We start from the raw sequence: 12,097 nt of genomic DNA, 5'->3' as shown, positions 1-12,097 counted from the left end.
GGATCAGGAGCCATGGCGGGTCGCTGGAACTGGCGGGTGGCAGCACGGTGCCGCACGGTCGACGCCGAGGGGTTGTTCGTGACCGGGGCCCGGCAGCGGGAGGCGCGGCAGTTCTGTCGCACCTGCCCGGTCCGCACCGAGTGCCTGGCGCATGCCCTCGACCAGCGCATCGAGTTCGGCGTGTGGGGCGGAATGACCGAACGCGAGAGGCGCGCGCTGCTCCGCGCCCGCCCCGGGGTGCGTTCGTGGGCGGATCTTCTCGCCGATGCCCGCACGGCCCACTACTCGTCCGTGGCGGAGGAACCGGTCGGCTCACGCGCCGTGGACGAGCGGGAGTTCGGGCAGCTGGAGGAGTCGGCCTGAGTGTCCTGCTACCGGGCCGAGCGCAGCCGTCGCGCAGAGGCGGCGGCTGCCGGCTCCCGGTCGCCCGCGGCAAGGAGTGCGCCGATCTCACGCAGCCCGTCGAGGTCGGACACGTCTCCCGCCACCACCGGCACCTTGGTGACGGCCACGGCCGGGTGGGCGCTCGTGAAGCGGGAGAGCAACCGGTCCTCCCGCTCGGCGAGGTCCACCCGGTCGGCGTGCAGCCTGAGCACCGCGGCAGCCAGCGGCGCGCCGCGCAGCCCCTCGGCCACGGCACGAGCCTTCGTCGCCGAGAGCTGCGCCAGCACCGGGTGGGTGCGGTTGAGCACCAGGCCGCCGAGCGGCATGTCGTCGGCGGAGAGCCGGTCCACGAAGTAGGCGGCCTCGCGCAATGCGTCGGGTTCCGGCGCGGCCACCACCAGGAACGCGGTGCCGGGCGAGCGCAGCAGCGCGTACGTGGCTGTGGCGCGCTCACGGAACCCGCCGAACATCGTGTCGAACGCCTGCACGAACGCCGAGGCGTCGGCCAGCAGCTGGCCGCCCAGGATCGTGGAGACCGCCTTGGCGAACAGTGTGAAGCCCGCGCCGACGATCTTGCGTAGGCCCCGGCCTCCCGCGCGGGCGGGGGCCGAGAGCAGCCGGATCATCCGGCCGTCGAGGAAGTTCGACATGCGCTGGGGCGCGTCCAGGAAGTCCAGCGCGGAGCGGGACGGCGGGGTGTCCACCACGATGAGGTCCCACTCACCGGTGGCCGCGAGCTGGCCCAGCTTCTCCATCGCCATGTACTCCTGCGTGCCGGAGAACGACGAGGAGATGGTCTGGTAGAAGGGATTTTCGATGATCGACTCTGCGCGTCCCGGCTCGGCGTGCGCGTAGACCATCTCGTCGAAGGTCCGGCGCATGTCCAGCATCATCGCGTGCAGCTCGCCCGGACCGTCCACACCGGCCACGCGGTGCGGCTCGTTGTCGAGGGCCTCCAGGCCGAGCGCCTGCGCCAGCCGGCGCGCCGGGTCGATCGTGAGCACCACCGTGCGCCTGCCGCGCTGCGCGGCCCGCAGCGCCAGCGCCGCCGACGTGGTGGTCTTGCCGACGCCGCCGGAGCCGCAGCAGACGATCACGCGGGTGTCGCGGTCGTCGAGCAGCGCGTCGACCTCCAGCGGATCAGGAACACGCGGGCTCATGAGGTGGCCCCGCTCAGCGCCGGCACCGACACGCCCTGCTCGACGAGCGTCTCCGCCAGCTCGTAGATCGAGCCGAGGTCGACGCCCTCCACGAGCTGCGGCAGCACGAGCCGCGGCAGCGGAGGCCCCTCGTCGAGTCGCGCGAGGGCGAGGCCCTCGGCGTGCACCCGTACCGCGTGGTCGACGGTCTCCGCGACCAGCCCGTCGATCACGTCCGCGGGAAGATCGAGCCCGGCCGTCGACAACCCGGCGCGGATGCGCTCGGCGTCGACACGCCCGTTGGCTGCGGCGGCGACCGAGCGGTCCGGCAGCCACTGCGGCCGTACCCGGTTGACGATCAACGCTCCCGTCGGGAAGCCGGCGACGGACAGTTCGTCGACGGTCTCGAGCGTCTCGGTCACCGGCAGGTCCTCCAGAAGCGTCACCAGGTGGACCGCGGTCAGGTCCGAGTGCAGCACCTTCACCACACCCGCGGCCTGGCTGTGGATCGGCCCACTCTTCGCGAGGTCGGCCATCGCCTTGGTGACGTCGAGGAAGCTCACCACCCGGCCCGTGGGCGGGGCGTCGAGCACCACCGCGTCGTACGCAGGCCTGCCATCGGGCCCTCGGCGGTTCACGCACTCCTTGGCCTTGCCGGTGAGCAGCACGTCGCGCAGGCCGGGCGCCAGCGTGGTGGCGAACTCGATGGCACCCATCCGGCGCAGCGTCCGCCCGGCCATTCCCAGCCGGTAGAACAGCTCGAAGTACTCCAGGAGCGCCGCCTCGGCGTCCACCGCGAGCGCCCTGACCTCCCCACCGCCGGGCGCCACCGCGATCTTGCGCTCCTCGTAGGGCAGCGGGGGCGTGTCGAACAGCTGGGCGATGCCTTGGCGCCCCTCCACCTCGATCAGCAGCGTGCGCCGGCCACCGCTCGCCAGCGCGAGCGCCAGCGCGGCTGCCACCGTGGTCTTGCCCGTGCCTCCCTTCCCGGAGACGACGTGCAGGCGGGCCGCCGACAGCGCGGCGGGCCAGTGGGAAGACGTCACGTCTGTCAGGTTACGGAGCCGGCGTCCGCCCGGCCGCTCGAACGGGATGAGGCGCTGGCTACAGTGACCATTCATGAGCAGCCCAGGGTCCTCGGTCACGACATGGGAATACCTCACCGCTCCGGTGCTGATCCACAGCACGCAGGCGATCCTCAACAACTTCGGCCGGGACGGCTGGGAGCTGGTCGCCGTCACCACCGGCGCGAGCCCCGAACAGCTCGTCGCCTGGTTCAAGCGACCGGTGAGGGGCTGACGGCATGGGGACCACCACCGATCGTCTGCGCGAGCTCGACATCGCGCTCCCGTCCGTCGCGGCTCCGGCCGGGTCCTACATCCCGGCACGCCGCACGGGCTCGCTGGTGTTCACCTCGGGCCAGGTGCCCTTCGTCGACGGCAAGCCCGCAGGCACGGGCAAGGTCGGTGCGGAGATCGACCCCGACGAGGCCTACCGCCTCGCCCGGATCTGCGCACTCAACGCCCTCGCGGCGGTGGACGCCCTGGTAGGGATCGACGCCGTCACCGGGGTGGTGAAGGTCGTCGGGTTCGTGGCCTCCGCTCCCGGGTTCACCGGGCAGCCCGGCGTCATCAACGGCGCGTCCGACGTGCTCGGCGAGATCTTCGGCGAGGCGGGCCGGCATGCACGGTCCGCCGTGGGCGTGGCCGAGCTGCCGCTGGGCGTTCCGGTCGAGGTGGAGCTGGTCGTCGAGGTGTCAGGGCCGTGAGCGCGGCCGACCAGGCGTGCCACGACCTCCTGGTCCGGCTGGCCGGAAGGCTGCCAGACGACTTGCTGTGGCGGATGCGCGACTGGCTCGCCGACAGCGGCCGGTCCGCACTGGCCGCCACCCTCCCGCGTGAGCTGCTGCGCCACCGGGTGGGCCTCACCGACGACGAGCGCGACATGCTCGCTGCCGCCGCCGGTGAGTGGGGGGCCTCGCGCCGTTTGCTCGACGCCGTGCTTCCCGCCCACACCCCCGACGATCTCCTCGTCGCCTTCGAGGCTCCGGACGGGCCGGACCAGGCCGCGCTGAGCGTGCTCGCCGTGGTCCGCGGCCACCCCGGCTGCGTGGAGCTGCGCCACGCGTGGCGCACCGGCGGTCGTGGCAGGCAGCGTGTCGTCATCGTGTCCGGCGGCGAACGGCCGTGGGTTCTCGCCGGAACCCTTCAGCGCGTACTGCGGGCACACGGCGACCGCACACCGTGTGTGGAGGTGCTCCCGCCGCACGGGGAGCCTCCGGCGTACCACCAGGCCGCCATCATTGGGTCGGCGTCGCTGTGGCACTGCCCGTCCGCGCTCGTGGGGGCGTGACCAACCGGCGCGTAACGGGCGGGGACTGACACTCGGCGGTGCCAGGGCGTCGCATGGCAGTCGGCTCGGACCGGCGTACGGGAGGGAGGCCGAGTGGAGCACGAGACGTCACCGGAGACGACGCACGACCTGCTGCTGTCGTTGGCCGGCCGGGTGGACGACGACCTGCTGGCCTGGGCGCGTGAGCTGGTCGCTGTGGGTGAGGACGCCCACGCCGTCGAGATCCTGACCGCGAGCCTGGTGGCCGCGGGCGCCGTTCTCCCCCAGCCGGTCCGCTCCGCACTCGTTGCTGCCGCCCGCTCCGCCCGCACCGACCTCGACCCCGACGCCACGCTTCCTCCCGCACGCCCCGAGGAGGGCTCGGACCACCGGTTCGAGCCTGGTCCGTCCGATGACGTCGTGGCCGCGGCCCTGCTGGCCGTGCCCGCCCGGCAGTTGCAGGGCTGCCGTGTACTCGTCGCCCGTCGCCTGACGCCCGCGGGTTCCGCTCCCGGTCCCCTGCCGCACCCGGTGGTGCTCGTGGAGGCGCAGCCCGGAGCGCGGGCCACCGACGTGCTGGCCTACCAGCTCGCCGTCATCCTCGATCGGGCAGGCGTTCCTGCCTCGGTGGAGGTCCTCATCGCGGGCGTGCCCCTGCTCGCCTACCACACCGCCGCCCTGCGCCGTGCCCGTCCGATCCGATGGGACGACGAGAACGAGCGCGCCGCGGAGCTTCCCGGTTGGCTCTCCGAGCGTTCGGCGCCGACCCCTGGTGCGCAAGCGTCCCCAGAAACGCGCCGGACCCGCCATCCGCTGGCACCCCCGAAGGCCGACGTCGCTGGCCTCCTGGGCACCCCGCCCCGAGCCGGCGTCTCCGACCCGCGGCCTGCCGCTCCTGCCGACCCACGCCAATCACCGCCTGCCGGCCCGCTTCCGCACCGCAGGCCCGCGGCGGCAGCTGAGTCGGGGTCGGAGTCCGGGTCGTCGGAGGCAGGCACCGATTCGCTGCCGGCCGTCCAGCCCCGTGGCACCGACGATCCCGCCGCGCGAGCCGGAGCCGTCGAGCCGGCGGCACGCCCTGCACCGGGCGAAGGCGCAGCGTGGCTGGGTGGCGCCGACACCAGAAAACGCCCCGCAGCCGGCCCGAAGACACCGCCCGCACCCGGCGAAGGCGCGGCGTGGCTCGGAGGCGCCGGCACCAAGGCACGCCCCGTAGTCGGCGAAATCGCGGCATGGCTGGGAGGCGCCGACACCGCGCGCCCCGCATCCCGCAAGCAGACAGCACGACCCGGCGCCGACGGGGGCGCTGGACGGGCAGGCGTCGGCGACGCCGGAGCACGCCGCGAGGCAGGCGATCCCGCGGGGCGGCCCGGTCCGGGCGACACCCCCGCTCGACCCGCCGCCGACGACACAGCAGCGCGGCTCGGAGCAGTGGACCCGGGGGTACGGCCCGCAGACCTTCCGCGGCGTGACGGCACCCGCGGCGGCCCGTCGTGGCTCGAAGCGCGTGAGCCCGAAACACGGCCAGGGGCAGGCGATACCGCAGCACAGCGGGGAACCAGCGACCACGTGACCGGCGCCGGAGCGCGGCCGGGCATCGGCGACCACACCGGACCCCGGGACAACGGCACCCCGCCCGGCAGCAACGGCATCGGTGACACCGCGGCACGGCTCGACGCCCGCAGCGACCAGGCCGCACAGCCCGCAGCCGCTGAGCGTCCGACCAGCACCTCTGACACCGCACCGCGCATGGACGCCCACGACCCCACCACGCGGCCGGGCACGGGCGACCCCGCAGGCGGCACCAGAGACGCCGCACCACGACCTGGCGCTCCCGGTCGCATGGCCGGTGCAGGAGACACCGCGGCACGACTCGAGGCCCTTCTGGAACGGTCGATTGCCGAGTCGCGGCCCGGTGGTCCCCGCAGGCAGACGCCACCACCCGGCGCCGACGACCGCTCCCGCCCCGGCGACACCGCAGCACGACCGGCCGCTCGCGACCACACGGCACAGCCACCGGCAGGCGATCGAGCCGCAGGCACCGGGGACGTCGAGACACGGCCCGGCGCTCGCGACCAGACGGCGCAGCCCGGAGTCGACGACCGCGCGGACGACTCCGCCGACACCGCAGCACGACCCGCCGCAGCAGGCGGCACGGGCGACCACGCGACATCGCCCGCACCCGACGACCAGCCAACCCGCGACCCCGCACCGGGTGGGAGCGACACCGAGGCGTGGCTCGGCACCCGCAGCAACACCGAGCAGCCCGCAGCGGACGACCGCGGAGGCGACGCAGGCGACTCGGGGGACGACGCAGCACGGCTCGGAGAGCGTCCGACCGACTCCGGTGACACGGCAGCACGACCCGGGGCCGAGCACACCGGAGCGCGCCCGGGACCGGGCGACACCGGGGCACGGCGACCGGCGGAGCAGAACCCCCTGTTCAGCGACCCGCAGAAGGACCTTCCGCCGTCCGACCCGCTGCCCGTCCGGGGAGACCGGCCGCCACGGCCTTCGCCTGCACCACAACCCCCGCGTCCCACCGTCGCCCCGATCAACCGCCCTCCCGCACCGGCGGCGGGCCCGTTGCCCCGCCGCGGCGAGAGCGTCCCGCCGCCCGCCGGCACGCAGGGCCCTGTCAACGGACAAGCGGGTGGACCGCCCGTGGAGGAGCAGAGCACCGAGCTGCCGCAGCGCGTCGCCAAGGCAGCGGAACCGCCCCGCCCATCGCCTCAGGACCCGCGCGATGACGACATCTTCGGCTCGCTCGGTCAGACACCGGCCTTCGACGCGCTGAACGATCCGCTGAGCGGGCCGCTTCGCGAGCCGCTGCTGGAGCCCCTGCTCGACCCCACGATCAGTGAGGACAAGTCGCTCGGTGCCACGGCCCCGACGCCGACGCCGGGCGACGACGACCGCGAGCCGGCCCGCGGAGACGACGAGTGGTCCTCCGAGTGGCTGTCGGGATCGTGGGCTATGGCGCCATCGGCACTGGCCGACAGGCCGCCGCGACGCCCCGACGAGCCGGAGTCGGCTTCCGACGAGGCCCCCGAACGGCGCGTCGACCCCCCTCGGCCGGGCCAACCAGCCGCCCGTTTCGACGACGAGCTGCCATCGCGCGAGCCCAGGCCCGCGCCCCGGCGTCCCGCCCGGCACCGGTACGCCGACGAACAGATCGGTGAGGGCAACGGCGTCGCCGAGCCGCCGGCCGAGCCGCGCCCGGAGCCGGAACCCGCACCCCGCCCGGAGCCGCCTGCTGCGGCCGCTCCGGCGCCCGCGCCGCGGCCCGACGCAGCCGGGGCCGACCTCGGGTTGCGGCCGGAGTCGCTGGCGCGGCTCAGCGACTCCGATCGCGAACTGCTCGCCCGGCTCCAGGCCGAGCTCCAGGGCGGTACCCGGCCACGGGTCATCCGGCGGGCCGGAATCGCCAACGTATCGGGGCCGAGCGGGTCGAACGGCAACGGCTCCGGCAGCAATGGCAACCCCCGGAGGGATCCGCCCGACATGGCCGGCTGACGCCGCCCGTCACCCAGCGGTGGCGCGCACCTGTTCGATGAGCTCCTGCAAACGCAGGCCCCGCTCGACGCCCAGTGCCGGGGTCGGCCCTGTTCCGGCGACCGCGGCCACGAGTTCGTCGAGCAGCGCCGCGTAGCAGGTGGACGCGTCGGCGGTGCGGCCGGCGAGCCGGTGGGGCGTGCCCGGACCGAACACCGCGAACTCGGTCTCCGTCGGATCGATGGGCAGCCGCATCGACATCGTCACGGTGCTGCGCGCCCCGCCCTCGTGCACGAGGCCGTACCGCCACAGGTCGGGCTCGTCGTGGTGCGCCCAGCCGACGGAAGCGACCGGGCCTACGGCAGCTTCGAGGAGGTCGATCACGTGTGGGCTCAGGTCGAGGAGAGCGCCGTGCTCGATGCGCCAGGACGATGCGGAGTACGGGCCACCGAGCAGCGCTCCCGAGAGCCAGCGCGCCGAGGCCACCGTGTCCGGGCCTGCCGGGGCCGACGGCAGGCCCGCGAGCCACTCGCGCACCGCGGGAGAGTGCCGCAGCGTCAGCACCATCGAGGAGTGGACACCCGCTCGCTGCACGGCGGTCACCACCGCTCGCGCATCCTCGACCGACCCGGCGAGCGGCTTCTCGCAGATCAGGTGCCTGCCCGCTGCGGCGGCCCGCACGGCCAGCGGGCCCTGCACCTGCGGCGGAACGGCGAAGGCCACCACGTCGACGTCGTCGAGGAGGTCGTCGAGCCGGTCGCACGCGCGGCCCCCGAACTCGGCGGCGAGCTCGCCTGCCACCTCCGGCCTGCGAGTCCAGACCGCCGTGATCTCCGTGGCGGGGTGTGCCGCGAGTCCGGGCCCGTGCACGTTGCGGGCCCACGGGCCACCGCCGACAAGACCCACTCGCAGCTGATCCACACCACACATCCTGCCCGGACGCGGGTTACTGTCCGTTCATGCCCTCCGAGCCCGTCGTCCCGAGGCCTGCGGCAACCGTGCTGCTCGTGCGAGACGCCCCCGCCGCTCCGCCCGGGCGCACCCCGCTACAGGTCTTCCTGCAACGACGGGTGCCCGAGATGGCCTTCGCCAGCAGCATGACGGTCTTCCCCGGCGGAGGCGTCGCTGCAGCGGACCGCGCGGCGCTGCCGTCCTGGGCCGGACCGGATCCGAGCTGGTGGGCCGAGCGGCTCGGCTGTGACGCCGACCTTGCAGGGGCTTTCGTGCAGGCCGCGGTGCGGGAGACCTTCGAGGAGTGCGGTGTGCTGCTGGCCGCGCCCGAGCTACCCGCGGACGTGGAGCGCTACCGGGCCGACCTGGTCGCCCGGCAGCGGACGCTCGCCGAGATGCTCACCGAGACCGGGCTCGTGCTGCGCGCCGACCTGCTCCGTCCGTGGGCGCGCTGGGTCACGCCTCCCGCGGTGCCACGCCGGTACGACACGGTGTTCTTCGTGGCGCTCGTCCCGGAGGGCCAGGAGGCCGACGCCCACACCACCGAGGCCGTCGAGGCCACGTGGTGGCACCCGTCCGAGGCGCTGGAGCACTGGCAGCGCGGGGAGATCGAGCTGATGGCCCCCACGGTCCGCACGCTGCAGGAGATCGCCGAGCACCCCGACAGTGCATCGGTCCTCGCGGCCGCCGACGACCGCGTGGTACAGCCGGTGACGCCGGTGGTGCGCCGCGATGGCGAGAAGGTCGTCGTCGTACTCCCGGGCGATCCCGACTTCGCGATCGACATCGAACGCATCGCTCCCGGAGGGAGCGCATGAGCCACCCCGCGTACGGCGAGCTGCGACCCGTCACCGCGCTGGCGTCGGTGCTGCTGGCGGAGAACCCGTCGCCGATGACGTTGGAGGGCACGAACACGTGGGTGCTGCGGGCTCCTGACGTGGAGGAGTGCCTGGTCGTCGACCCCGGCGAGGAAGACGAGGAGCATCTGCGCCGGGTCGCCGCGCACGGTCCGGTGGCACTGGTCCTGCTCACCCATCGCCACCCCGACCATGCCGCAGGAGCACGGCGCTTCGCCGAGCTCACCGGAGCGCCGGTACGGGCCCTCGACCCCTCGCTCGTGCTGGGGTCGGAGGCGCTCGGGGACGGCGACGTGGTGACCGGCGCCGGAGTCGAGCTGCGCGTGGTCGGCACACCGGGCCACACGTCGGACTCCCTGTCATTCCTGCTCGACGGTCCCTCCGCGGGGCCCGCCGTGCTCACGGGCGACACGATCCTGGGCCGTGGCACCACGGTGATCGCGCACCCCGACGGGGCACTGGGCCCGTACCTGGATTCGCTGCGGCTGCTGAGCGAGCTGCCTGCAGGCACCACGGTGCTGCCCGGCCACGGGCCCGAGCTTCCGGATGCCCCGGCGGCGGCCACGGCCTACCTGGCCCACCGCGAGCAGCGGCTCGACCAGGTCCGCACCGCGCTCGGGAAGCTCGGCCAGGGTGCGTCGGCACGGCAGGTGGTGGAGGTGGTCTACACCGACGTCGACCGGACGCTCTGGCCGGCCGCCGAGCTGTCGGTGCAGGCGCAGCTGGACTACCTGCGCGCGGAGCGCTGAGGGCGCCGTCAGGAGGCCACGGGGACCGCAGCGGGCGTGGTGGCGAGCGTGCCCCGGCGCAGCCACAGCACCACAGCCAGCACCACGCCTGCCACACCACCGGCCAGGAACGCCGCCGGAGGGCCCGCCTCCTCCACGACGACCCCTGCCACCGACTGCCCGGCCGCGATCCCGATCGTGGCAGCGGTGATCACCCAGCCGAAGGCCTCAGTCGCCGTCTCGGCCGGGGCCGCGATGTCCACGGCCATCGAGTGGGCGGTGACCTGCGGGGTGATCACCGCTCCGGCCAGGAGCATCGCCACGACGAGCACGGCCAGCGACCCCGACGGCCCGGTCAGCGCCATGGCGGCGACGAACACCGCGAACACGCCGAGCAGCACCGGCATCCGCAGGTGCAACGGGCGCGGCCACGGCCGGAGCCCGTAGAGCACGCCGGCGAGCACCGACATGACCGACCACGCCGACAGCAGCACGCCGCCCATCGCTGCCGAGCCGGCCGCGGCCGTCACCGCGGGCACGCCGACCTCGACCGTGCCGACGACGAGCCCGAACCCGAGCGACGCGATCGCCACCGTGCGCATTCCGGGCTCCGCCAGCACGCCGAGCAGCCCTGGCGACGTGGGTCCGACAGCGGGTGAGCCGCCGTGCGCCGTTCTGGCCGACCGGGCCCGGACGGCGGGGGTGAGTGCGAAGCCGACGGCGCCCACCACCATGGCCGCTGCCGCCACCGCCAAGCCGGTCCCGGGCCATGGTGCGGCCACGAGGAACGCGGCGATCGCCGGACCGAGGATGAAGAAGACCTCGAGGCTGATCGCCTCGTACCCGTAAGCGGTGGAGCGCAGGGGCCCGGGCGGCACGAGATCGGCCCACAGGGCCCTGGAGGCTCCGGGTAGGGCGGGCTGCACGAGCCCGGCAACCACCGCGAGCGCCACGAGCACCGGCAGTGGCTGATCGGCCTCGACCGCGGCAGCGAGAGCGGCGACCGCCAGCCCGAACAGCATCGCCGCCAGGATCAACGGCCTCGTCGCCCCGCGCCGGTCCATGAATCGGCCTTGCAGGACAGCGCCCGTCCCCTCCCCGACCAGCACGCCCGCCGAGACGAGTCCGGCAGCCGCGAACGAGCCGGTTGCGCGCTGCACAAAGAGCAGCGTGGCCAGGCCGATCATCGCGATCGGCAGACGGCCGACCACGGAGGCGAGCACGGGGCCCGGGGCGCCGGGTGACGTCAGGACGACGCGGTAGTCGGAGAGCGATGCGGACGAGGCGGACACACCAGAAGCGTGACACATTCTGGTACGTGCGTACCAGTCTTTACCGCAAGGCCGATTGGCGACTTACCGTGCGTCAGGTCCCGGGCAGGTCGAGCAGAGCCGACGGAGGTCGGTGCGCTACCTGGCCCGACGAGCGAGCCGCTCGGGCTCGAGAATCAGCACGCTCTTGCCCTCGAGCCGCAGCCAGCCCCGGTGGGCGAAGTCGGCCAGCGCCTTGTTCACCGTCTCGCGGCTCGCACCGACGAGCTGCGCGATCTCTTCCTGGGTGAGGTCGTGGGTGACCCGCAACAGGCCCGACTCCTGCGACCCGAACTGCCGCGCCAGCTGCAGCAACGACTTCGCCACCCGGCCAGGCACGTCCGTGAAGATCAGGTCGGCGAGCATGTTGTTGGTGCGCCGCAACCGACGGGCGAGCACCCGGAGCAGCTGCTCGGCGATCTCGGGTCGCTTCCCGATCCACTCCCGCAACGCCGCGCGGTCCATCGTGTACGTCCGAACCTCGGTGACCGCGGTGGCCGACGACGTGCGCGGCCCCGGGTCGAAGATCGAGAGCTCGCCGAACATGTCGGACGGCCCGGCCACCATCAACAGGTTCTCGCGCCCGTCCGGCGACTTCCGTCCGATCTTCACTTTGCCGCTACCGACGATGTAAAGCCGATCTCCCGGCTCACCTTCCGCGAAGATGACATGCCCACGCGGAAACTCCGCCGGCTCCAGCGCTTGAGCCAGAGCGTCAGCCGCGTGGGGCTCCACTCCCTGGAAGATCCCCGCGCGGATCAGAACCTCGTCCACTGCACCGCCCCTCGTTCCGGCCGCTCAGCCGCGGCGGACCACTGGCGGGCCAGTCTAGGGGGTGTGCGTTTGGTGCGTGCCGCCGCGACCGCTCTCCAGTGGCCACCATGGGGCGTTTTCGTCACGTA

12 protein-coding genes are annotated in these 12,097 nt (G+C 73.9%); 7 read left to right on the top strand and 5 right to left on the bottom strand.

Annotation, left to right across the window (positions count from 1 at the left end):
* The first annotated feature begins 12 nt into the window (after window positions 1-12).
* Complete coding sequence (locus tag MMF94_RS13475; RefSeq protein ID WP_241036715.1) at window positions 13-363, top strand: WhiB family transcriptional regulator; 351 nt, start codon at window positions 13-15, stop codon at window positions 361-363.
* Between the two features lie 8 nt (window positions 364-371).
* On the opposite strand, the gene bagB is transcribed toward MMF94_RS13475, so the two are convergent.
* Window positions 372-1,544: an ATPase BagB gene (bagB, locus tag MMF94_RS13470; protein WP_241036714.1), complete on the bottom strand. Its 1,173-nt coding sequence runs from the start codon at window positions 1,542-1,544 to the stop codon at window positions 372-374.
* Window positions 1,541-2,569: an ATPase BagA gene (gene bagA, locus MMF94_RS13465; RefSeq protein ID WP_241036713.1), complete on the bottom strand. Its 1,029-nt coding sequence runs from the start codon at window positions 2,567-2,569 to the stop codon at window positions 1,541-1,543. Before bagA ends, bagB begins: the two co-directional genes overlap by 4 nt.
* Before the next feature lie 73 nt (window positions 2,570-2,642).
* On the opposite strand from bagA, the gene MMF94_RS13460 reads away from it, so the two are divergent.
* From MMF94_RS13460 to MMF94_RS13445, 4 genes are all read left to right on the top strand, one after another.
* Complete coding sequence (locus tag MMF94_RS13460; RefSeq protein ID WP_241036712.1) at window positions 2,643-2,822, top strand: Sp36 family protein; 180 nt, start codon at window positions 2,643-2,645, stop codon at window positions 2,820-2,822.
* Window positions 2,823-2,826: 4 nt separating this feature from the next.
* Window positions 2,827-3,291 (top strand): RidA family protein, encoded by a 465-nt coding sequence (locus tag MMF94_RS13455; RefSeq protein WP_241036711.1) that lies wholly within the window; start codon window positions 2,827-2,829, stop codon window positions 3,289-3,291.
* Window positions 3,288-3,875 (top strand): hypothetical protein, encoded by a 588-nt coding sequence (locus tag MMF94_RS13450; protein WP_241036710.1) that lies wholly within the window; start codon window positions 3,288-3,290, stop codon window positions 3,873-3,875. The genes MMF94_RS13455 and MMF94_RS13450 overlap by 4 nt, the downstream gene beginning before the upstream one ends.
* A gap of 93 nt (window positions 3,876-3,968) precedes the next feature.
* On the top strand, window positions 3,969-7,370 hold the full coding sequence (locus MMF94_RS13445; protein WP_241036709.1) for a hypothetical protein: 3,402 nt from the start codon (window positions 3,969-3,971) through the stop codon (window positions 7,368-7,370).
* Window positions 7,371-7,379: 9 nt separating this feature from the next.
* Here the strand turns inward: MMF94_RS13445 and MMF94_RS13440 are convergent, their stop codons facing one another.
* Window positions 7,380-8,279, bottom strand: coding sequence for a Gfo/Idh/MocA family protein (locus tag MMF94_RS13440; protein WP_241036708.1), 900 nt, complete (start codon window positions 8,277-8,279; stop codon window positions 7,380-7,382).
* Window positions 8,280-8,308: 29 nt separating this feature from the next.
* Between MMF94_RS13440 and MMF94_RS13435 the strand changes: the two genes are divergently transcribed.
* Window positions 8,309-9,118, top strand: a complete 810-nt coding sequence (locus tag MMF94_RS13435) for an NUDIX hydrolase (RefSeq protein ID WP_241036707.1) — start codon at window positions 8,309-8,311, stop codon at window positions 9,116-9,118.
* Window positions 9,115-9,906 (top strand): MBL fold metallo-hydrolase, encoded by a 792-nt coding sequence (locus tag MMF94_RS13430; RefSeq protein WP_241036706.1) that lies wholly within the window; start codon window positions 9,115-9,117, stop codon window positions 9,904-9,906. The genes MMF94_RS13435 and MMF94_RS13430 overlap by 4 nt, the downstream gene beginning before the upstream one ends.
* 8 nt (window positions 9,907-9,914) lie before the next feature.
* On the opposite strand, the gene MMF94_RS13425 is transcribed toward MMF94_RS13430, so the two are convergent.
* Both MMF94_RS13425 and MMF94_RS13420 read right to left on the bottom strand, forming a co-directional pair.
* On the bottom strand, window positions 9,915-11,195 hold the full coding sequence (locus MMF94_RS13425) for an MFS transporter (protein ID WP_241036705.1): 1,281 nt from the start codon (window positions 11,193-11,195) through the stop codon (window positions 9,915-9,917).
* A gap of 99 nt (window positions 11,196-11,294) precedes the next feature.
* Complete coding sequence (locus tag MMF94_RS13420; protein WP_241036704.1) at window positions 11,295-11,969, bottom strand: Crp/Fnr family transcriptional regulator; 675 nt, start codon at window positions 11,967-11,969, stop codon at window positions 11,295-11,297.
* Between the last annotated feature and the right edge of the window lie 128 nt (window positions 11,970-12,097).

Origin of the sequence: Pseudonocardia alaniniphila (assembly GCF_022524485.1) — a bacterium.
Classification (GTDB): Bacteria; Actinomycetota; Actinomycetes; order Mycobacteriales; family Pseudonocardiaceae; genus Pseudonocardia; species Pseudonocardia alaniniphila.
Note: the sequence above shows the minus strand (reverse complement) of the source record. Positions and strands in the feature narration are given on the sequence as shown.

Bases quoted from the DNA above. Each gene is read 5' to 3' on its own strand.
- MMF94_RS13475 (WP_241036715.1), top strand. From the start codon at position 13: ATGGCGGGTCGCTGGAACTGGCGGGTGGCAGCACGGTGCCGCACGGTC.
- bagB (WP_241036714.1), bottom strand. From the start codon at position 1,544: ATGAGCCCGCGTGTTCCTGATCCGCTGGAGGTCGACGCGCTGCTCGAC.
- MMF94_RS13460 (WP_241036712.1), top strand. From the start codon at position 2,643: ATGAGCAGCCCAGGGTCCTCGGTCACGACATGGGAATACCTCACCGCT.
- MMF94_RS13455 (WP_241036711.1), top strand. From the start codon at position 2,827: ATGGGGACCACCACCGATCGTCTGCGCGAGCTCGACATCGCGCTCCCG.
- MMF94_RS13440 (WP_241036708.1), bottom strand. From the start codon at position 8,279: ATGTGTGGTGTGGATCAGCTGCGAGTGGGTCTTGTCGGCGGTGGCCCG.
- MMF94_RS13435 (WP_241036707.1), top strand. From the start codon at position 8,309: ATGCCCTCCGAGCCCGTCGTCCCGAGGCCTGCGGCAACCGTGCTGCTC.
- MMF94_RS13430 (WP_241036706.1), top strand. From the start codon at position 9,115: ATGAGCCACCCCGCGTACGGCGAGCTGCGACCCGTCACCGCGCTGGCG.
- MMF94_RS13425 (WP_241036705.1), bottom strand. From the start codon at position 11,195: ATGTGTCACGCTTCTGGTGTGTCCGCCTCGTCCGCATCGCTCTCCGAC.